This is a genomic window from Phycisphaeraceae bacterium (genome assembly GCA_040222855.1).
Taxonomy (GTDB): domain Bacteria; phylum Planctomycetota; class Phycisphaerae; order Phycisphaerales; family Phycisphaeraceae; genus Mucisphaera.
The window spans coordinates 98,902-118,308 of the sequence record JAVKCD010000019.1 but is presented as its reverse complement, the minus strand read 5'-3'; the positions used below and the strand labels follow the sequence as shown (position 1 = coordinate 118,308).

16 protein-coding genes and 1 tRNA gene are annotated in these 19,407 nt (G+C 62.3%); 13 read left to right on the top strand and 4 right to left on the bottom strand.

Translation table 11 applies throughout. From position 1 onward, the window contains the following. Positions 1-28: 28 nt before the first annotated feature. The 8 genes from RIG82_05760 to RIG82_05725 all read left to right on the top strand — a co-directional run bounded on the left by RIG82_05760 (position 29) and on the right by RIG82_05725 (position 9,130). Positions 29-3,382, top strand: a complete 3,354-nt coding sequence (locus RIG82_05760) for a Swt1 family HEPN domain-containing protein (protein ID MEQ9460438.1) — start codon at positions 29-31, stop codon at positions 3,380-3,382. Positions 3,383-3,541: 159 nt separating this feature from the next. Then, entirely contained in the window at positions 3,542-4,030 is a 489-nt protein-coding gene (locus RIG82_05755) for a hypothetical protein (GenBank protein MEQ9460437.1), read from the top strand. Between the two features lie 61 nt (positions 4,031-4,091). Further along, on the top strand, positions 4,092-4,838 hold the full coding sequence (locus tag RIG82_05750) for a hypothetical protein (protein ID MEQ9460436.1): 747 nt from the start codon (positions 4,092-4,094) through the stop codon (positions 4,836-4,838). A 90-nt stretch (positions 4,839-4,928) separates the two neighbouring features. Beyond that, the gene (locus RIG82_05745) at positions 4,929-5,138 is read left to right on the top strand and encodes a hypothetical protein (protein MEQ9460435.1); all 210 of its coding nucleotides are present in this window, start codon (positions 4,929-4,931) and stop codon (positions 5,136-5,138) included. Then, positions 5,128-5,343, top strand: coding sequence for a helix-turn-helix domain-containing protein (locus tag RIG82_05740; GenBank protein ID MEQ9460434.1), 216 nt, complete (start codon positions 5,128-5,130; stop codon positions 5,341-5,343). The genes RIG82_05745 and RIG82_05740 overlap by 11 nt, the downstream gene beginning before the upstream one ends. Positions 5,344-5,632: 289 nt before the next feature. Beyond that, complete coding sequence (locus RIG82_05735) at positions 5,633-6,259, top strand: hypothetical protein (protein ID MEQ9460433.1); 627 nt, start codon at positions 5,633-5,635, stop codon at positions 6,257-6,259. After that, the gene (locus RIG82_05730; GenBank protein MEQ9460432.1) at positions 6,252-7,685 is read left to right on the top strand and encodes a phage/plasmid primase, P4 family; all 1,434 of its coding nucleotides are present in this window, start codon (positions 6,252-6,254) and stop codon (positions 7,683-7,685) included. The genes RIG82_05735 and RIG82_05730 overlap by 8 nt, the downstream gene beginning before the upstream one ends. A 182-nt stretch (positions 7,686-7,867) precedes the next feature. Then, positions 7,868-9,130, top strand: a complete 1,263-nt coding sequence (locus tag RIG82_05725; GenBank protein ID MEQ9460431.1) for a tyrosine-type recombinase/integrase — start codon at positions 7,868-7,870, stop codon at positions 9,128-9,130. Here the strand turns inward: RIG82_05725 and RIG82_05720 are convergent. From RIG82_05720 to RIG82_05710, 3 genes are all read right to left on the bottom strand, one after another. Beyond that, positions 9,112-9,184, bottom strand: a tRNA-Ile gene (locus tag RIG82_05720). The genes RIG82_05725 and RIG82_05720 overlap by 19 nt on opposite strands. A gap of 111 nt (positions 9,185-9,295) precedes the next feature. Next, complete coding sequence (gene guaB / locus RIG82_05715) at positions 9,296-10,777, bottom strand: IMP dehydrogenase (protein MEQ9460430.1); 1,482 nt, start codon at positions 10,775-10,777, stop codon at positions 9,296-9,298. Between the two features lie 141 nt (positions 10,778-10,918). Next, positions 10,919-11,941: a prepilin-type N-terminal cleavage/methylation domain-containing protein gene (locus RIG82_05710; protein MEQ9460429.1), complete on the bottom strand. Its 1,023-nt coding sequence runs from the start codon at positions 11,939-11,941 to the stop codon at positions 10,919-10,921. 332 nt (positions 11,942-12,273) lie between these two features. Here RIG82_05710 and hemB point away from each other — a divergent pair, with 332 nt between their 5' ends. Together hemB and RIG82_05700 are read left to right on the top strand one after the other, a co-directional pair. Next, positions 12,274-13,293: a porphobilinogen synthase gene (gene hemB, locus RIG82_05705; protein ID MEQ9460428.1), complete on the top strand. Its 1,020-nt coding sequence runs from the start codon at positions 12,274-12,276 to the stop codon at positions 13,291-13,293. Positions 13,294-13,393: 100 nt separating this feature from the next. Next, entirely contained in the window at positions 13,394-14,203 is an 810-nt protein-coding gene (locus RIG82_05700; protein MEQ9460427.1) for a hypothetical protein, read from the top strand. Between the two features lie 54 nt (positions 14,204-14,257). On the opposite strand, the gene RIG82_05695 is transcribed toward RIG82_05700, so the two are convergent. Continuing rightward, positions 14,258-16,687, bottom strand: a complete 2,430-nt coding sequence (locus RIG82_05695) for a family 16 glycosylhydrolase (GenBank protein MEQ9460426.1) — start codon at positions 16,685-16,687, stop codon at positions 14,258-14,260. Positions 16,688-16,891: 204 nt separating this feature from the next. On the opposite strand from RIG82_05695, the gene RIG82_05690 reads away from it, so the two are divergent. From RIG82_05690 to yidD, 3 genes are read left to right on the top strand one after another with little or no spacing between them, the layout of a single operon-like run. Continuing rightward, positions 16,892-18,730 carry a chloride channel protein gene (locus RIG82_05690; GenBank protein ID MEQ9460425.1) on the top strand — a complete coding sequence of 613 codons (1,839 nt, stop codon included), beginning with the start codon at positions 16,892-16,894 and terminating at the stop codon, positions 18,728-18,730. Next, positions 18,730-19,164, top strand: coding sequence for a ribonuclease P protein component (rnpA, locus tag RIG82_05685; GenBank protein ID MEQ9460424.1), 435 nt, complete (start codon positions 18,730-18,732; stop codon positions 19,162-19,164). The genes RIG82_05690 and rnpA overlap by 1 nt, the downstream gene beginning before the upstream one ends. After that, a complete protein-coding gene (gene yidD, locus RIG82_05680) occupies positions 19,164-19,394 on the top strand; it encodes a membrane protein insertion efficiency factor YidD (GenBank protein ID MEQ9460423.1) in 231 nt (76 codons plus the stop codon). Before rnpA ends, yidD begins: the two co-directional genes overlap by 1 nt. Positions 19,395-19,407: the final 13 nt, after the last annotated feature.

Genomic DNA, 19,407 nt, shown 5'->3' with positions numbered 1-19,407 from the left:
ACATCCGTGCTGAGAGTGGATTGGAACCATGGCAAAGACAAATCACGCACGTGTTGGCGAAGGACTGGAACTGCTGAACGACGGCCTGCGGCCGTTCGTCGAGCGGGAGATGAAGGCCCACCACGACAAGAAGTGGACGGGCGTCGTCCTGGAAATCCTCGACAACAAGACTCGCGGCAAGACCGCCCCCGGAAGTGACGAGATTCACTGGGACACCACGGCCCTGCTGACGGTGATGTGGGACCAGTGGAACACGGTGTTCCGCAACACGCTGGGGCCGGCCGAGCGGTCGCTGGTGTCGGAACTGCGGGACATCCGCAACCGCTGGGCGCACCAGAACACGTTCAACAGCGATGACGGCTACCGGGCGCTGGACAGCATCGAGCGGCTGCTGCTGGCGGTGTCGGCGGGCGACCAGGCGGAGAAGGCCAACGCGATCAAGACGGAGCTGATGCGGACGAAGTTCGACCAGCAGCGGCGCGACGAGAAGAAAAAGATGCTGCCGATCGAGGGCCAGCCGTCGGGCAACCTGCGGCCGTGGCGGGAGATCGTCACGCCGCACAAGGATGTTGCGAGCGGTCGTTATCAGCAGGCGGAATTCGCGGCGGACCTGTGGCAGGTGTACCAGGGCGAGGCGGTGAGCGAGTACCAGCATCCGGTGGAGTTCTTCCGGCGAACGTTCATCACCGGTGGCCTGCAACAGCTTCTGGTCAATGCCCTGCGACGGCTGACGCCTGGAGATGGTGGCTCAAGCGGCGACCCGGTGGTCGAGCTTCAGACGAACTTCGGCGGCGGCAAGACACACTCGATGTTGGCGCTGTGGCACATGCTCAGCGGCGCGAAGGCGGGCGACCTGGCGGGCGTGGACAACGTGATCACCGAGGCGGAGGTCAAAGGTCTGCCGCAGAACGTGCGGCGGGCGGTGCTGGTGGGCACGAAGATCTCGCCCGGCAAGCCCAGCAAGAAGGAGGACGGCACGGTCGTCCACACACTCTGGGGCGAGATCGCCTGGCAGCTTGGCGGCAAGGAAGGTTACGAGATGGTTCGCGGCGATGATGAGAACGCCACGAACCCCGGCGACACGCTGAAGGAACTGTTCAACAAGTACTCGCCGTGCCTGATCCTGATTGACGAATGGGTCGCCTACGCACGGCAGTTGCATGAGGGTAGCAAACTGCCGGCTGGAACCTTTGACACACAGTTTACCTTTGCCCAAGCGCTGAGCGAGAGTGCCAAGGCGGCGAAGAACACGCTGCTGGTGGTGAGCGTCCCGGCGTCGGACAACGAGATCGGCGGGAACTGGGGCCAGCAGGCGTTGGCGCGGCTGAAGAACGCCATCGGCCGCGTCGAGTCGTCGTGGCGACCGGCGAGCCCGGACGAGGGCTTTGAGATTGTGCGGCGGCGACTGTTCGAACCGATTGGCGACAACAAGTTGTTTGCCCAGCGCGACCTGGTGGCCCGGACATTCGTGGACATGTATGGGGCGCAGCAGAACGAGTTCCCCTCGGAATGCCGCGAGGGTGAGTACGAACGCCGAGTCAAGATGGCGTACCCGATTCACCCGGAGTTGTTCGATCGGCTCTATGACGACTGGTCAACACTGGATAAGTTCCAACGGACTCGCGGCGTGCTGCGGTTGATGGCGGCGGTGATCCACGCGTTGTGGGAGCGGCAGGACAGCAATCTGCTGATCATGCCCGCCACGGTGCCGCTTGATGACCCCAATGTTCGCTCTGAACTTGCACACTATCTGGAGGACCAGTGGGATGCTGTGATCAGCAAGGATGTGGACGGCGAGCATTCACTGCCGCTGAACGTCGACCGGGAGAACCCAGGCACGCTGGGGAGGTACTCGGCCTGCCGGCGCGTGTCCCGAACGATCTACATGGGTTCGGCTCCGATCCAGAAGGCGGCGAATCGCGGCATCGACGAGCGGCATGTGAAACTTGGCTGCGTGCAGCCGGGCGAGGCCGTGGCGACGTTCGGTGACGCCCTGCGGCGGCTGACCGACAAGGCGACGTACCTGTACGTGGATGGTGCCCGCTACTGGTATTCCACGCAGCCAACGGTGACACGGTTGGCCGAGGACCGGGCGACGCAACTTCACGAGCACGACGTGATCGACGAGGTCGTGAAGCGGCTGCGCAAGGAGGCTCAGTATCGAGGCGAGTTCAGCAAGGTCCACGCGTGCGTGGCCAGCAGCGATGTGGTGGACGACCGCGAAGCCCGTCTGGTCATCCTTGGGCCGGAGTTCCCCCACACGAAGAACCAGCCCGAGAGTCTGGCACGCCAGGAAGCACAGGCGATCCTGGACATGCGTGGGTCCAGCCCGAGGAACTATCGCAACTCCATCGTCTTCCTGGCGGCGGATGCCACGCGGCAGAAGGAGCTTCTGCAGGCGGTCCGGCAGTACCTGGCCTGGACGTCGATCTGGGACGAGCGGGAGCAGCTCAACCTGGACAACTTCCAGACCAAACAGGCGGAAACGAAGTGCCGAAACGCCGACGAGACTGTGAAGGCTCGTATCCCGGAGACGTACCAGTGGCTGCTGGTGCCGAGCCAGCCAGACCCCAAGGCCCAGCCAGAGTGGATCGAGATTCGCCAGCAAGGCCAGGAGTCGTTGGCGAACCGGGCGTCCAAGAAGCTCGCGAACGAAGAGCTCCTGCTGGCGCAGTTGGGTGGGACGCGGCTGCGTCTGGAACTGGACCGCGTGCCGCTCTGGCGTGGCGATCACGTGAGCGTCAAGCAACTGGTGGACGATTTTGCGACCTACCTGTACCTACCACGTCTGCAAAGTCCCGACGTGCTGATCGCGGCCATCCGCGACGGATTAAGTCGCCTGACGTGGCAGAGCGACACCTTCGCCTATGCTGACAGTTGGGACGAGAAGGCCCAGCGATACATCGGCCTCCAATCCGGCAGGTCAGTACGGGTGCTCGCTGACGGCCAGAGCATGCTGATCAAGGCGGAGGTCGCCAAGGCCCAGATGGACGCAGAGGCCGCTGCGGCGGCAGCGTCCACGGGGACTGGGAATGGCTCGAACGGCCAGGGCACTGCAGCAGCTACGAACGCCACTGGTCGCGAGACCGTGACCACCGGCAGCTCGTCCGGCGGCGGCACTCAACCCCCGGAACCAGCCAAGCCCGTCTATCGACGCTTCTACGGTTCGGTACAGCTGGACTCGCTACGTGCGGGTCGCGATGCGTCTCGTATCGCCGATGAGGTGATTCAGCACTTGACCAAACTCGTGGATGCGGAGGTGGAGATCACCCTCGAAATCCAAGCCAAGCTGCCGGACGGAGCTTCAGACAAGACCGTTCGTGATGTGACGGAAAACTGCAGGACTTTGAAGTTCGAGTCCTTCGGGTTTGAGGAAGCATAGCCAGTGCAAAGGACGCAGATCGAGTGACGCTCAGGGACATTTCAACTTTAATGCTATATCTTCCAAGGGTTTACTTAGGTCACTGTGTAAAGATGCTTTCTTGTCCACCTCGCCACCGCATGCGATTGAAGATCCTTCGCGAACGGATATCCTTGTGTCATGGCCGAACAAAATCCAACCCGACGCCCCGGCCGCCCGTCGTCGTACTCCAAGACGCTGGCGGAAAGGATCTGCGAGCGGCTTGCGGAAGGGGAGTCCCTGCGATCGATCTGTCGATCCCCCGACATGCCCTCCCGTCCGACGGTCATCGCCTGGCTGGATAAGCACCCGGAGTTTTTTGACCAGTACAAGCGAGCCCGAGACATCGGGTACGAGCTCCTCGCGGACGAGATCCTGGAGATCGCCGACGACGGCCGCAACGACTGGGTCGAACGTCACGATCCCGAGAACCCGGGTTACAAGGCCAACCGCGAGCACATCGCGCGGAGCCGGCTGCGAATCGACACGCGGAAGTGGGTGCTGGCGCGGATGCTGCCGAAGAAGTTCGGGGAGCGAGCTGAAGCCAAGATCGGTGGTGAGGTCAAGTTCCAGGTGGTGACGGGGATCGATCGGGCACCAAATCAGGAAGTCATCGATTCGATGCCATGACCACGGCCAACTGGGTCCAGCCTCCGTCTGCGTTCGGTCATTAGCCTGATAATCTAGACATATGACAAAGTTTCCCTTCGAGCGGGAGAGCTACGGCCTTGCTGATGGCACTTCGTTTGTGCCTGAAGATCAGGCAGTCAATAGGTGGGAGAAGATTGAAGTCTTCAGCAATGAAGGATTGATTTATCTTGTTCAGACATTCGTCTATGAGACAGCAGATTTCGGTTTCGTGAGTCTCGTTCGTGTTTCTTACACCGAGGCAGACAAGAAAAATAAGTGGCATGAGGTTATCGAGTGTAAGCAATTGACTCTTGCCGAGGCGACCCAATGGTTTCATGCAACTGGAAAGCAAAAACCACCATCTCTTGAGCTTAGTGAGCAGAGTGAACTTGGAACTGAAGCGCCAAAGCCCAGCGGTGCAGAGGCCGAGAGGTCTTCAGTAAAAACTAACCAAGAGAAATCACTGCAAACTACACATACTGATAAGGATAGCCCAGCTCTGAACGGCACTGAAGTCGCGATCCTGGTTGTTCTTGGACAGCTGCCTCCTAAGAGCAAGATCAAACTCCTAGAGCTACAACCCAGACTGCCTAAGAATGAAGTAAGAGGAGCAACCGCAATTAAGCGGGCGGCAAAGAGGCTAGAACAGACCTTTGATCCTCCGCTGATCTGCCGACCAGACGGCAGAAACCAAGGCATACAGCTTACGGATAGTGGTCGGCAAACATACAACGATTTTATTAGATCAGAGCACCCAGCAGTCCTTAGATTTGGGTCGACCTTGCGCCGACCCAAGAGCGACCCATAAACGTCCGTTCCGACCCAAAAAACCCAATAACGACCTTACGCTGACCCAAGAGCGACCTTTCTGACCGGGGAAATGCTCGAACCTTCGAGCATGATCAACTTCCCTCTCCCATCGGACCTGATCCCGCTTGAGCAAGCGGCTCGCAGGCTATCGATCCCGGCCGGATGGCTTCGCGAGGAGATTGAAGCCGGTCGTCTACCTGTCCTACGTGCCGGCCAAGTCATCTTGGTGCACGTGCCGACGCTTGCCCGCCTGCTCGCGGAGCGGGCTATGGAAACGGGGGTGCGTCATGGAGACTGACCGCACCCCGCTGCCACCCCGGCTGCTGACCTACAAGGAAGCCGGAGCCTACCTTGGCCTAACGGATCGGACCATCTGGCAGCTGGTGCACGAGGGTCATCTCACTGCCGTGCGTATCGGCGGCTCGGTCCGCATCGACCCCGCGGACCTCAAAGATTTCATCCAGCGAAATAAGAATCGGCAAGGGGGGACGCGTCATGGATAAGTTCGAAGCCCTGCTGCAGCGGCTTGAGGGAGTTCGCGCCTCCTCAGGCGGCTACATGACCCTATGCCCGGCCCATGCTGACCAAAAGCCGAGCCTATCGATCCGGCGAGGTGGTTCCGGCAGGATCTTGGTTCATTGCTTCGCCGGCTGTGACACACGAGATGTTCTCCGAGCAATCGGATTGGACTTTACGTCGCTCATGCCAGAGGAATCGACGCTGCCCGACAGCGCCACCGCCGGGCGGCCTCATCGCCCAGTACGTGGCCCCAAGCCGTCCCGCCACAAACTCATGTTTTCCACAGCCAAGGAGGTTGTCGCGGAGCTCGAGCGACGCCATGGCAAGCGATCTGCCGAGTGGGTCTACCGGGATGATCGCGGTGAACCCGTAGGTGTTGTTTTGAGGTGGGATCTCAAGCACGGGACCAAGCTGATCCTGCCGGTATCCCGTATCGACAACGCATGGGTACACGGGGCCATGCCCAAGCCGCGACCGCTGTACCGCCTTCCCGAGCTACTTGCATCGTCCTTGGACGAAACAATCTTCGTCACCGAGGGTGAAAAAGCCGCTGACGTAGTGGCTTCGCTGGGCTTGATGGCCACAACCACGCCAGGGGGCTGCCAGGCGGTGCATCATGCAGACCTGGCACCGCTGGCCGGCCGACGTGTGATCCTGCTTCCCGACAACGATCCTCCGGGTGAGAAATTCGCTCAGCAGCTCTCTGGCGGTTTGTCTCTCCTCGAACCTCCCGCCCGAGTCGGGATTCTGCAGCTGCCCCACTTGCCGCCCAAGGGCGATGTCGTTGACCGACTGAATCAACTCGGTGGGGATGTGCGCCTCCTGAGACGTGAGCTTGAACCCGGAACTGGAGCCGTCGCCCCACCTGCTGCCCACGGTATTGGAGACGATCATGACTGAGAGTCTTGTTCTCGGTCAGCACGATCCAGGGTCCGGGCGGGTGGTCTTGTCCACAAAGCAGACAAGGCCAACGGCTGAAGCCTATGTGAAAGAGTTCTACCAACACGAGGAAGACCGGACGCTTCATCATTACAAGGGGATGTTTCTGGCGTGGCGCGAAGGCCGATACGTCCAGATTGAGGACGAGGCGATCCGGCATCACCTACAGGAGTGGTTGGCCGAGGCGGTGAGGCCCGTGGTCGATAAGGCGACCAAGGAGATGTCAACCGAACCCTTTCAGTCTAACCCCGCCACAGTTAAGCAGGCCCTCGACTCGATACGCGACTACGTCTACCTCGACGACAAGATCGAGCTTGGCCAGTGGCTCGAGGGTGAGCCCCCGTTCCCGGTCGAAGAGGTTCTTGCCTGTCAGACCCAACTCTTACACTTGCCTACAGGCCGTAGCGTTGGGGCCACACCTCGGTACTTCTCCATGAACGCGCTCACCTTTGACCCTGATCCTGAAGAAACGATGCCCGAGTCGTGGCTGCACTTCATGATGCAGCTCTTCGGCGATGATGAAGAGTCGATGCATCTGCTCCAGGAGTACATGGGGTACTGCCTGACGGCGGACACGCGTCAGCAGAAGATGCTGATGATCGTTGGACCGCCGCGGTCCGGGAAAGGGACCATCGGCAGGGTTCTAGCCGAGCTCGTCGGTAAGTCGAACGTGTGCGCCCCAACAGCCAGCAGCCTGGTGGGTCAGTTCGGGCTACAGACGCTGATTGGAAAAAGTCTCGCGATGGTCTCAGATGCACGCTTCGCTGGCAGGGACATCAAGGTGCTCATCGAACGGCTGCTGAGCATCACTGGCGAGGATCCGATTGATGTGGACATTAAGTTTCAGAAGCCGGTTACGCTGAAGCTGTCTACCCGTTTCGTCATTCTGACCAACGAGGTTCCACGGTTACCCGACGCCAGTGATGCTCTTGCTCGTCGGCTACTCGTGCTCCAGCTGAGCAACTCTTTTGTAGGCCATGAAGACCGCCGGCTGACGGATAAGCTCAAGGCGGAGCTACCCGGCATCCTGAACTGGGCGATTGAGGGCTATCGAAGGCTTCATGAGCGTGGCCACTTTGTCGAGCCGGCAGTAAGCCGAGACCTCGTTCAGGAGATCGAGGATCTGGCGTCGCCGGTGAGGGCCTTTGTTCGTCAGCGAGTCCGGATTGATGCCGGTTCACGGGCCTATGCCAACGCTCTTTTCGATGAGTTTGTCCGGTTCTGTACAGCTGAAGGCATGTCTCACCACCTCAGTAAATCCGTTTTTGGGCGGGACCTGCGTGCCGTGGTGCCTGGCATCACGAGGCGTAGGGACAACCACGGCTACTTCTATGAGGGCATAGAGTTGAAGACCGAACTGTTTGGAAGTGCGCATGAGGCGGCGTAGACCCACTACCCAGCGCTACCCAGTAAATACCGACTGCGTCATTAATATGGCTCTGAGCATTGTTTCGCAGTCCGCGCGTGCGAGAATAAGTATTTCCTAGGTAGTGCTAGGTAGTGGGGTGCGAAGGTCGGTCGCGGGAAACCATGCCCCGATTAAACGAGCCAGAATGAAGGATGATCACCATGGCCAGCATCTCTAACGATCCCAACGGCAGCCGCAGGATCCTGTTCACCGACGCCAAGGGCGTCCGCCGGACCCTTCGCCTCGGCAAGGTCAGCAAACGGCACGCCCAAGCGACCAAGGTCCGAGTCGAGGACCTCGTCAGCAGCCAGCTCACGGGCCACAACCCGTCGGACGACACCAGCCGGTGGCTCAGCGGGATCGACGATCGCCTCCATAGTCGGCTGGCCGCGGTCGGCCTCATCGAGGGACGCGAGTCGATCGCCCTGGGGCAATTTCTCGAGACCTACATCGCCGGGCGCAAAGACGTTGAGCCGACCACCAGGGCGACCTACCGACGCGCCCAGAAGCATCTTCTGGCGTTCTTCGACAACGACCGACCGCTCCGATCGATCACCTCGGCAGACGCGGAGGCGTTCTCGATCGCCCTGCGGACCGAGCAGAAGCTCGCGGAGAACACCGCGAGGCGGATGGTGGGGCGGTGCCGGCAGTTCTTCCAGGCCGCTTGCCGGCGGAAGCTGATCGACGAGAACCCCTTCGAAGGGCTCAAGGCGACCGTGCAGGGCAACCCCGAGCGACTCCGCTTCATCAGCCGCACCGATGCCCAGAAGGTGCTGGACGCCTGCCCGAACGCGGAGTGGCGGCTGCTCTTCGCCCTCGGTCGCTATGGCGGCCTCCGCATCCCCTCGGAGATTCAGGAGCTCCGCTGGGGTGATGTTGACTGGGACCGCATGCGGATCCGGATCACCAGCCCCAAGACCCGCAAGCAGGGCAAGGGAGCGCGCGAACTCCCGATCTTCCCCGAACTCGTGCCCTACCTGCGCGAGGCGTTCGACGCTGCACCGGAAGGAGCCGAGTACCTGATCCCAAGCTACATCGGTTCCAACAAGAACCCAGGGACGCACCTGGCCCGGATCATCGACAAGGCCGGGGTGACGCCCTGGCCCAAGCTCTGGCACAACCTGCGGAGCACGCGGCAGACCGAGCTGATGCAGGACCACCCCGCTCACGTGGTCGCCCACTGGCTCGGGAATACGGTGGCGGTCGCCGTCAAGCATTACGCCCAGATCACAGACGAGCACTACGACAAGGCGGCGCAAAATCCGACGCAGAAGATGTCCGCAACGAGCAGAAACGACAAGAAAGCTGATTCTACTCAGAAATCGACAGAATCCGGAACTTCAGGTGATTGCGGGATTTATCAACCAGTTTCGGTTGATTTCGAGACGGATGAAATCCTCAAAAATGGGCCCGACAGGACTTGAACCTGTGACCTCACCGTTATCAGCGGTGCGCTCTACCAACTGAGCTACGAGCCCGCGCCGATTGGCCGACGGGGAGGGACAAGAATACGCCATGCCCGGAGCCTCGGCAAGCCGCTGTGGGCCTCCAGAGGCGTCGCAGGGGACCAAGTAGCGGGGATAGGGGGGTCAGTCGCTGCTGTAGATTTCTGCGGTGTAGTTGGGCGACTCGCGGGTGATGGTGATGTCGTGGGGGTGGGATTCGACCAGCGACGCGGAGGAGACCCTGACGAAACGGGCCTTCTCGCGGAGGTCGTCGATGGTCTGGGCCCCGCAGTAGCCCATGCCGGCACGGACCCCGCCAACGAGCTGATAGACGAAATCGGCCAGCGACCCGCGATAGGGCACTCGGCCCTCCACGCCCTCGGGCACGAGCTTGTCAGGCTTATGCGTGCCGGACTGCTGATACCGGTCTGCGGAGCCCGCGAGCATCGCGCCCTGCGAGCCCATCCCGCGGTAGGTCTTGAAGCGCCGACCCATGTGAATCACCAGCTCCCCCGGCGACTCATCCAGGCCTGCGAAGAGTGATCCGAGCATCACGGCAGAGGCGCCTGCGGCAATCGCCTTGGTGATATCACCCGAGTGGCGGACCCCGCCATCGGCGATGACCGGCACGCCTGCGGGCTCCGCGGCCTTGACCGCCGAGAAGATCGCCGTTAGCTGCGGCATCCCGACGCCGGTGACCACGCGCGTGGTGCAGATCGATCCAGGGCCGATACCGACCTTGATCCCATCAGCACCCGCTTGGATCAGGTCAGCGGCCCCATCGGTCGTCGCGATGTTGCCGGCGATCACGTCGATGGTGTGTCGTGCCTTGATCGCTTTGACGGTCTCGATGACGTTCCGCGAGTGCCCGTGTGCCGAATCGACGATCAGGACATCGACTTCCGCATCGATCAGTGCCGCGGCGCGGTCAAGCTGGTGCACGCCGACGGCCGCCCCGACGCGTAGCCGCCCGCGATCGTCCCGGCACGCCATGGGGAACTGCTCCATCTTGGCGATGTCACGCATGGTGATGAGACCGGTGAGATTCATCTGGTCATCGACCAGCAGCAGTTTCTCGACCTTGTTCTTGTTCAGGATCGCTTCGGCCTGACCGAGCGTCGTCGTCGGCGGGGCGGTGACCAGCCGGTCCTTGCTCATCACCTCGTGGATCGGCTTGGCCGGATCATCGAGAAACATCATGTCCCGGCGGGTGATGATCCCGACGACGCGTCCGTTGGTGGTGCCGTCGAGGGTGATCGGCACGCCGGAGATGTTCTGCTCGTGCATCAGCCTCTTAACTTCGGAGGCCGGAGCATCTGGCGGGAGCGTCACGGGGTCGGTGATCACGCCATTCGCCGAACGCTTGACCTTCGTGACCTCGCGGACCTGATTCTCTGCGGAGAGGTTCTTGTGGATGATCCCGATTCCGCCGGCCTGAGCCAGCGCGATCGCCAGGGCGGCCTCGGTGACGGTATCCATGGGCGCGGAGACCACCGGGATGTTGAGCCGGATGTTCCGGGTGAGCCGGGTCGCGGTGTCGGTTTGTGCGGGGATGACGTCGCTGGGCTGAGGGATCAGCAGCAGATCGTCAAAGGTCAGGCCGTCGTAGAGGATTTTGCCTTCCATGGATCACAGATAACGCAGAGGGCCCCTCGCCGTCAAGCCTCGGTGGTGAGCACGGTGTGAAAAAGACAGCGGGCCCCCGGTGAGGGGCCCGCTGAGAGGGTCTTGCATCAGAACGGGCTCATGAGCTGAGCCGGGCTTGGATCAGGTGCCATTGCCGGTGTTGCTGCCATGATTGAAGTAATCATCATGGGTGTCGTAGACCATGGCGGCCTGGGCTGAGGTTCCTGGAGGGGCGTTGGACGTGCCGGTCCCGCCGCTGCCACCGGCGCTTGTTCCAGCCGCACGGGGTGCGGGGGTGTCGCCTGTTGCGCCACCGATCTCCTGATCAGAGAACAGGTTGTCGTTGGCGATCTGGTTGTTGTTCACGGTGAACACCATGCTGGTGCCGTTGACCCACTTGGTCCGCAGGACGTGGGTGGTTTCGGAGGTCACGTGATTGTCATTCCAGCCGACCGATCCGCGCCAGTCGCCGGCCTCGGTGGTGTTGATGGACTTGACCAGGCCGGTGCCTGTGGTGCCCTGGTCACCCGTGCCCCAGACGCCTGTGCCGGTGTTGCGGTCGGAGATCACCGGGGCCTCGGTGTTGATCGTGTCACGCCACTCGTTTGCGATCCGGCCGTACTTGGGGAGGGCCGAGCCTGCCGCGTCACCTGCGGTGCCGCGGACATCGTTGGCTTGCAGCCGGAGCATCGCGTAGGAGAAGTTGGCATCCGAGATGCCGTCGGGATTACTTGAGTTGTTGGACTCAGTCCAGGTGGTTTTGGTGTCGGCGGGGCTGATGATGATCTCGCCGGAGAGTTGCCCGCCCTGAAGCAGGAAGATGTAGCGGGTGCCGGGGTGTCCGCCGGACTCGGCATTGGCATTGGGGTTGGTGCCAGCGGGCGGACCCACGCGCCATTGCGTGTTGTCAGCGGGGATGATCCGGCCACGGGTGTCGAGGCCGGGGAAGCGCTCGCCGTTGCCTTGGGCGAAGGTCACCATGGAGGTGTGGATGGAGCGGACGTTGGCATTGGACTGCATCTGACGCGCGGTCCGGCGTGCGGCGCCAAGGGCGGGCAGCAGGATGCCGATGAGCAGCGCGATGATCGAGATCACCACGAGCAGTTCGATGAGCGTAAAGCCCTTGGGTTGCTTCTGATAAGCAGTGTGTGCGGTACGAAACATGTCAGGTCTCCTGAAAACGGAGGAACGGTTCTGGTCGCTGGTCGTTCCCGCGTATCGGCCCGACCTGTCTGGCTCGGTCATGCGCACTGCATGGTGAGCCGGTATCGGAGGGCATTGATGATGACGGGTTGCTCGAACCTTGACGCGAGCCAGCGAATGGCGTGGGTGAAACGTTCACCCACTATCAAGTTGTTACGGGATAGAAGGCGTTTGCCTGCATCCCTCGGCTATTATTGAACCCCGTGGGTGGGGGGGTGTCAAGCCAAACAGGGCTGGGATGGGGCTTGCGGGGGTGCTACAACGTCTCTGAGAAGCCCGTAAACTGTGCGCTCATGGCCCTAAACCACCCCTCAAACGGCCTCCAACGGCGTCTTCGACGCCTCCGGCGTGGCTCATCGGTGCGCGCGCTGGTGGCCGATGTGACGCTGCAGAAAAAGAACTTTGTTCATCCGATTTTCGTTGGCGCGTTGGCGGAGCGGCGATCGGTGCCCTCGCTGCCTGGTGTTTGGCAGTGGCCGGTTGAGCAAGCCATCGGCGAGGTCCAGCGGCTCGCCGAGCTGGGTCTGGGCGGCTTTCTGTTTTTTGGGGTGACTGATGAGTCGAAGAAGGATGCGGGGGGGCACCACGCTGAGGACCCAGATTCGGCGGTGCTGCGGACGCTGAGCGGGGTGCGGGCGGCGAGGGTGGACGCGGTGCTGATTGCGGACCTGTGTCTGTGTGAATACACCGATCATGGCCACTGCGGGCCGCTGCTTCCGGCTGCGGATGGGGGCGGGCATGATTCGTGGGTCGTGGATAATGATGCGGCGTTGGAGCGTTTGGGGACTGTCGCTGTGGCTCAGGCGAAGGCTGGTGCGGATGTGGTGGCGCCGTCGGGGATGATGGATGGTCAGGTGGGTGCGATCCGGCGGGCGCTTGATGCTGGCGGGTATGTGCAGACCGCCATCCTGAGTTACGCGGTCAAATACGCTTCGGCTCTTTATGGGCCGTTTCGTGACGCTGGTGGGGGGGCGATGAGCTTTGGCGACCGGCGGGGGTATCAGATGGACCCGGCTCGTACCCGAGAGTGGCGGAGCGAACTGGAACTCGATCTCGCTGAGGGGGCTGACATGGTGATGGTCAAGCCGGCGGGGCACTATCTGGATATCGTGGCGAAGGTGCGAGGGGCGTGCGACGTTCCCGTGGCGGCGTATCACGTCTCGGGCGAGTACGCCATGGTCGAGGCGGCGGCGGAGAAGGGGTGGATTGATCGTCGGGCGTCTCACCTGGAGATCGCCACGGGGATTCGTAGGGCGGGTGCGGACCTGATCGTGACTTACGCTGCTGAGGACCTTGCCCGGTGGCTGAGCTAGGCTGGTCGGCTTACGCTGATGTCTTCCCGGGTCGCCGGGGTGCCCCCCGCCCCCCCGCCCCTCCCTCGCTCCCGCCCTCCGGCGTCTATGAGGTAATGCTTTGCTCCCGACTGTCCCGCAACGCCTGGTCATGTTCGTCGCGATCGTCGCTTGTGGCGTGACGCTGATTGCTCTGAGTGGGCCAGCCATGCCTCCCGGCGGCTGGTCCGGGTTGACCGTCATGGACGCCCGGGGCGGGATCCTGCCCGCAGCGGCCATGCTCGGGCTGGCGGCGTTGCCTGCGGTGATCGCTGGTGTGGGTATGGCTGTCTGGTCCGGGGTTGCGTCGGGTGCATTTACGCTTGCTGCTTCTCTGATGATCCTCGCCTGGTACGCGGGGCCGATTGACGGGCTGCTGTTTCGTGCCGATCCGTTGGCTCAGGTCTACATCGATCTGGCGATCGAGACGATTGGCTGGTTGTTTCTGTGGTCGGTGATGCTGCTGATTGCGGGGATTCTTCACTCGGGCGTTCGCGACAAGGCGAGCCGCCCGAAGGGGAGCGTGGGTGGGTCGATCGCGGGCGGGGCGATCTGCGGGGTGGTGGGGGCGGTGGTTGCCAACGTGATCGCGAAGTCCACGGACTCGGGTCAGGTCGCTGGTGCGCTGCTGATCGGTTTTGCGGTGGGTGGGATGGTTGCCCGGAGTTCGGTGCCTTCGGCCCGGCCTTGGGGGTTGCTGGTGAGTCCGTTGGTGGTCGCGTTGGGGGTTTATCTGGCGACGTGGTTCAACTTCACCAGCGACCAGATGCTGGAGCAGTCTTGGTTCAGCGGGCGGCTCAACGGGCTGGCGTTGATGCTGCCTATCTTCTTTGCTTCGGCGGGTGTGGCGGGGGCGGCGATGGGCTATGGGATGGGGCGGAAGGTTCGGTAGGGCCGATCCAACAGACTTGGGTCTACCGGGTGTCTCGAACTCCACGAAGCCAGATCAACCGGACCGGCGTCCGGCGATCAGGGTGAGACCGATCATGATCGGCAGGGTTGCTGGCGCCGGGACGAGGTCGTCGAGGGCGTACCCGAAAGTCCCCGCCAGCAGTGAGAGGTCGATGAGGTCGGCGACGCCGTCGGCGTTGAAATCGCCTTCTTCCCACCCGGCGGGGCCGTCGAAGTTTCCTGCGAGGACCGAGAGGTCCACGAGGTCCACTCTGCCATCGAGGTTGGTGTCGCCAGAAGCAGCGGGTCGCAGGCTGATCTGGCTGGGGTGCTGGAGGATATAGAACGGTCGACCGGCAGCCGTTGTCGCCGTCGGGCCGAAGTCGCCGAGGATCTCCCCGGCGATTGCGACGACGTGGGTCTGATCCTCCGGAGTGAAACCATCCTCAAGGATCACCTCGAGCACGGCCCCGGCTTCGATCGTCAGTGTGTTGATCACGTTGAGCAGGTCGCTGTTTGTCTCGCCCAGTTCGATCAAGAGCGTGGCGCTGGCGTGAAGCGTGACGTTGTCGGCAGATAGCGTGCCAGGGCTGGAGCCAGGGCTGAGCGTGCCGCTGACGTTCGCTTCAGCCACCTGCCCCGAGCCTCCAAGTGTGCCATCGGGCGTGACCTCGATGGTGGAGTCTGTGATGACTGCCTCCACGATGAGCTGTCCGCTGTGGATGGTGGTTGGTCCGGTGTGGTTGGCGTCGTGGGTGATGGTCCAGATGCCGGTACCGGTCTTGATCAAGCCTCCGGTTCCGTTGAGCGATTTGTCGAGAACACCGTTTCCAAGCCCGCCAAGCGTGAGGTCCCCGCCGGCTGCGGAAGCGATCGTCTGATCGGGATTGGCGGAGTGCGCGAGCTGTACCGTTGCCCCGTTCGCGGCTTCGATGGTTGCACCGCCTGCGCCGATGGTGAAGCCGCGGTCGGAGGCGAAGTCTCCGGTCAGTCGGAGTGTCCCAGCGTCGATGACCAGTCGCTCGGCCGTCGAGGGCAGGTAGCCGAGCGGGCCTGGGCTGTCGGCATCGGGTGCGGGGAGTTCCAGGGTTGCCCCGCTGAGGATCTCCAGGGCAGCGTCATCATAGAGTTGGTCGGACTGGAACAGCCCGCCGCTGGCTCTGACGGTCACGCCGTCGGTGACGCGGGTCAATCTTTGCTGGTGGACGCTGCCGTTGAGGATGATGTGCCCGCCCTGACCGGCAAACTCGAGCTGTCCGCCAGTGGTCGGCTGGGCGAGGCTGGTGATTGCGCCGTTGATCGTAAGTGGGTTGGACTGAGTGCTGCGGATCACCAGGTTCGACCATGCCTCGATCCTTGTGTTGAGCACGTGTGTCCCGTTGCCGGGCTGGGCTGTGATGCTCGCCCACTGCGAGGCCGTGCTCATCGCAAGAATCAGGCTTTCGTCGCCGTCACCGAGCGTGTAGGAGGTGTCGGCTTGCAGGTCGAGTTGGCCGATTGTTCGGACGTTGGACCAGTCCAGTGTCACGTGGTCTTGGCTGAGGTCGCGGAGGTGCGCGCCGTGCTGTGCCTGATTGGGTACGCCGTTGGACCACATCGCTTCGTCGCCCCACGAGGTGTGGCCATGGGCGTCGGTGGCCGCGAGTTGTGAATCGCGATCGACGGCGGTTTGCCAGACACGGACCCAGTCGATGCTGAAGGTGGCACCCTGGGTTGGCCAACTGGGCGGGTAGACCGGCCAGCCTCCGACGGCCTGATTGAGGATCAGATAGTTCGGGCCGTCGAGATAGTTGAGGATGCCCCCGTTGTTGTTGATGGCACCGCCTATTTGAACGCCGTCGAAGTAGAACTTGAGCTGGCTGGGTGTCCACTGGACTGCGTAGGTGTGGTAATCGTCGGCGAGGCTCTGGGTGTGGTTGTGCCAGTACCCGCCGGCCGACCGGTGGTCGCGCCAGTCCTCGCCGTAGTGATAGGTGCGGTAGTAGCGATTTGTTTCGTCCTCAGAGCTGATCGGGTACTCCATGATGTCGATCTCGGGTGGCCAGCCGTCGGTCTGCAGAGTCCAGAAGGCTGGCCAGGTGCCGATGGCGTCGGACATCTTCATCCGGGCCTCGATGTACCCGTACTGGAAGAGGAGTGTCTCGCTGGTATTGATGGCGCCGGAGGTGAAGTCCAGATCGCGCCAGACCCCGCCTTGTTGGACGCGGTTGGGTGCTTCGGCCGGCGTGCCCTGGGTAGCGAGAAGGTGGACCGAGCCGTTACTCACCGACACGTGCTCGGGCACCATGTAGGCGTTGTGGTTATGAGCTTGGCCACTGAGCGGGAAATGAGTCGGGTAGTTGTAGTCCCACTTGAGGGTGTCGAGCGTGGAGCCGTTGAACTCATCGGCGTAGAGCAGCCTGTATCCGCTCGGCGGCGAGGCCAGGGCCGGTGTGGCGACAGAGAAGAGCAGGGCGCAGGCCGTTGTCCGGATGGTTCTATCCATAGGGCAATCTTTCCTTGGGTCTGGGAGGCATCGATCGAGACCGGCGTCGGACGGCCGGCTCCCTCTCCCGATCGGCGCAATGGTCTAGTTTTGCAGCGTAACCTGACCCTCTCGACAGGGCCATCCCTCGTCTGATGGGGCCTTCAGCTCAATGAGTTCCCTCGATCGATCAGGCTGGTCGTTCTCAATCGTTACACTTCGATCGTGGCGAACAGCCCTCTACGAGCCAAACTGGACCGGTGGCTGCAGGCCGCGGGTTTTGATCGCGACTGGCTGCTGATCCCGATGGCGGCGTTGGTCGGCACGCTGGGCGGGCTGGTTGCGGTCTGTTTCGAGTGGGTGGTGCATTTTTCCAAGCATGGGTTGTTTGAAGAGCTTGGGAAAGTTGGCAATGTCGGCGGGGAGTGGGTGGTGCTGCTGTTGCTGCCGGCGGTGGGGGGGCTGGTCGTCGGTGTGATCCAGGAACTCATTGCCCGGACCGGGTCGAGTCACGGCGTGCCCGAGGTCATCGAATCGCTGGCTCGCAACCAGGGTCGTATGCCCAAGCGCATGGGCATTACCAAGTTCTTCACGTCGGCGAGCACGCTGGGTTCGGGCGGGTCGGCGGGGGTGGAGGGGCCGATCATCCAGATCGGCTCGGTGCTTGGTTCGCAGGTCGGTCAGTTGTTGAAAGTTGGTCGTGAGCACATGTCGACTTTGGTCGGCTGCGGGGCGGCTGCGGGGACGGCGGCGATTTTTAATGCGCCGATTGCTGGCGTGCTGTTTGTGCTCGAGGTGATGCTGCGCGATTTTTCTTTTCGCACGTTTACGCCGATTGTGATTGCTTCTGTGTTCGGGACGGCGGTGGCTCAGGCGATGCTTGGGGAGACGGGGGCAGTCTTTAATCTGCCGTTTGCGATGACGGAGTACACGTTTCTGATTCACGAGTTGCCGGCGTATATCGTGCTGGGAATTCTCACGGGTCTGTTGGGTGTTGCTTTTGCGACGACGATGCGCCGTGGTGATCGGCTTTGGCAGAAGGCCCCGGGCCCGCGTTGGCTGCGGCCGGCGTTGGGCGGGCTGCTGTTGGGTGTGCTGGGCATCGTCTTTGTCGTTCTCTTTCAGTACCCGGCCTCGGACTATCCCGCGCCCCTGTTTTATGGGAACGGCTATCCGGTGATCGAGGCGCTGCTCAACCCGGAGTCGTACCACGCCACCACGGTCGCTGAAGCTGCGACCGGCCCGGTGATTGACGCGGCGTGGTGGTTGCTGCTGATTGTGATTGCCTTCAAGGTTTTGGCGACGACGCTCACGATCGGTTCGGGCGGATCGGGGGGGATTATCGCGCCGAGTCTGTTTATGGGAGCGACGCTGGGTGCGGGGTTTGCATTGCTGCTGGAGGTTTTCAATCTGCTACCTGGTTCGACGCCTGCGACTTACGCTTTGGCGGGGATGGCGGGGATGATTGCGGCGGTGATCCATGCCCCGCTGACGGCGGCGTTGCTGGTCTTTGAGGTTACGCGTGATTACCGGGTCATCCTGCCGATCATGACGGTCTCGATTCTCTCGCTGGCGTGTTCGCAGTTGCTGGTGAAGGACTCGATTTATGTCTCGTGGCTCCGCAAGCGCGGGGTGCGGATGGGCACGCGTTCGGACATGACGCTGCTGCGTCGCCTGACGACTCGGGATGTCCCGCTGGTGCCGAGCGCCTCGATTTTCCCGGCGGATCCGGCGCAGCGCCTGATTGATCTGACTGGTGAGCACCAGGCCACCGACTTTGTTATCCGTGACGCCAACGGCGGGTATGCGGGGATGGTCGTGGGTGATGATCTGCGTACTTCACTCATCGAGCGTGAGGCGATTCCGCTGATGATCGTCGCGGAGCTGATGCGTACCGATCTGCCGACGGTGGACCTCGATGAGACGCTTGACACGGTGATGGACAAGTTTTCGGATCACGATGTCGCGAGCCTGGCGGTGGTTGATGAGGATGGCGTTCTGGGCATCATCACCCGTGCTCGGCTGATGCGGTGCTACCACCGGGCTCTGGCCGAGCGTGGGTGATGTCCTCATCGACCCCACCAGTCTCGTCGAAGCCCAAGCGGCCGGACAAGGTGTTTCGGCATCGCCACCGGCTGCATGGGCGTGCTGATTTCGCTGCGGTGCATCGGGCGAAGATGCGTAAGCACGCGGGCCCGCTGTCGATGCTTGCCCGGCCCAACGATCGTCCTGAATCTCGGCTGGGGATGACGGTCAGTCGGAAGGTTGGGCCGGCGGTCACGCGTAACCGGATCAAGCGTCTGCTCCGCGAGGCGTTCCGCTTGGAGCGTCACGACTGGACGCCTGGGTTTGACCTGCTGGTGATTGTCCGCCCGCATACCCCGCTGGCGTTGGCGGAGTACCGGCGGCTGCTCACCCAGGCGATGCTGGCGCTCGAGAGCGAGTGGCAGCGGCGAGCCCGCAGACAGGAGAAGCGGGAGGAAGGGGCTGGCTCGTGATGGTCCGGTGGATCACGTCGATCGGGGCCCATCTGGTAGTTGGCGTGGTGATGCTTTACCGCGTGACCCTTGGTCAGGTCATGGGCGGGCACTGCCGTTATCACCCGACGTGCAGTCAGTACATGATTGACGCTGTGGAGAAACACGGGCCGATCCGTGGTTGCTGGATGGGCCTCTGTCGCATCGCCCGCTGTCACCCCTGGGGCGGCAGCGGGTACGATCCTCCTTAACTCATTGGCCAGG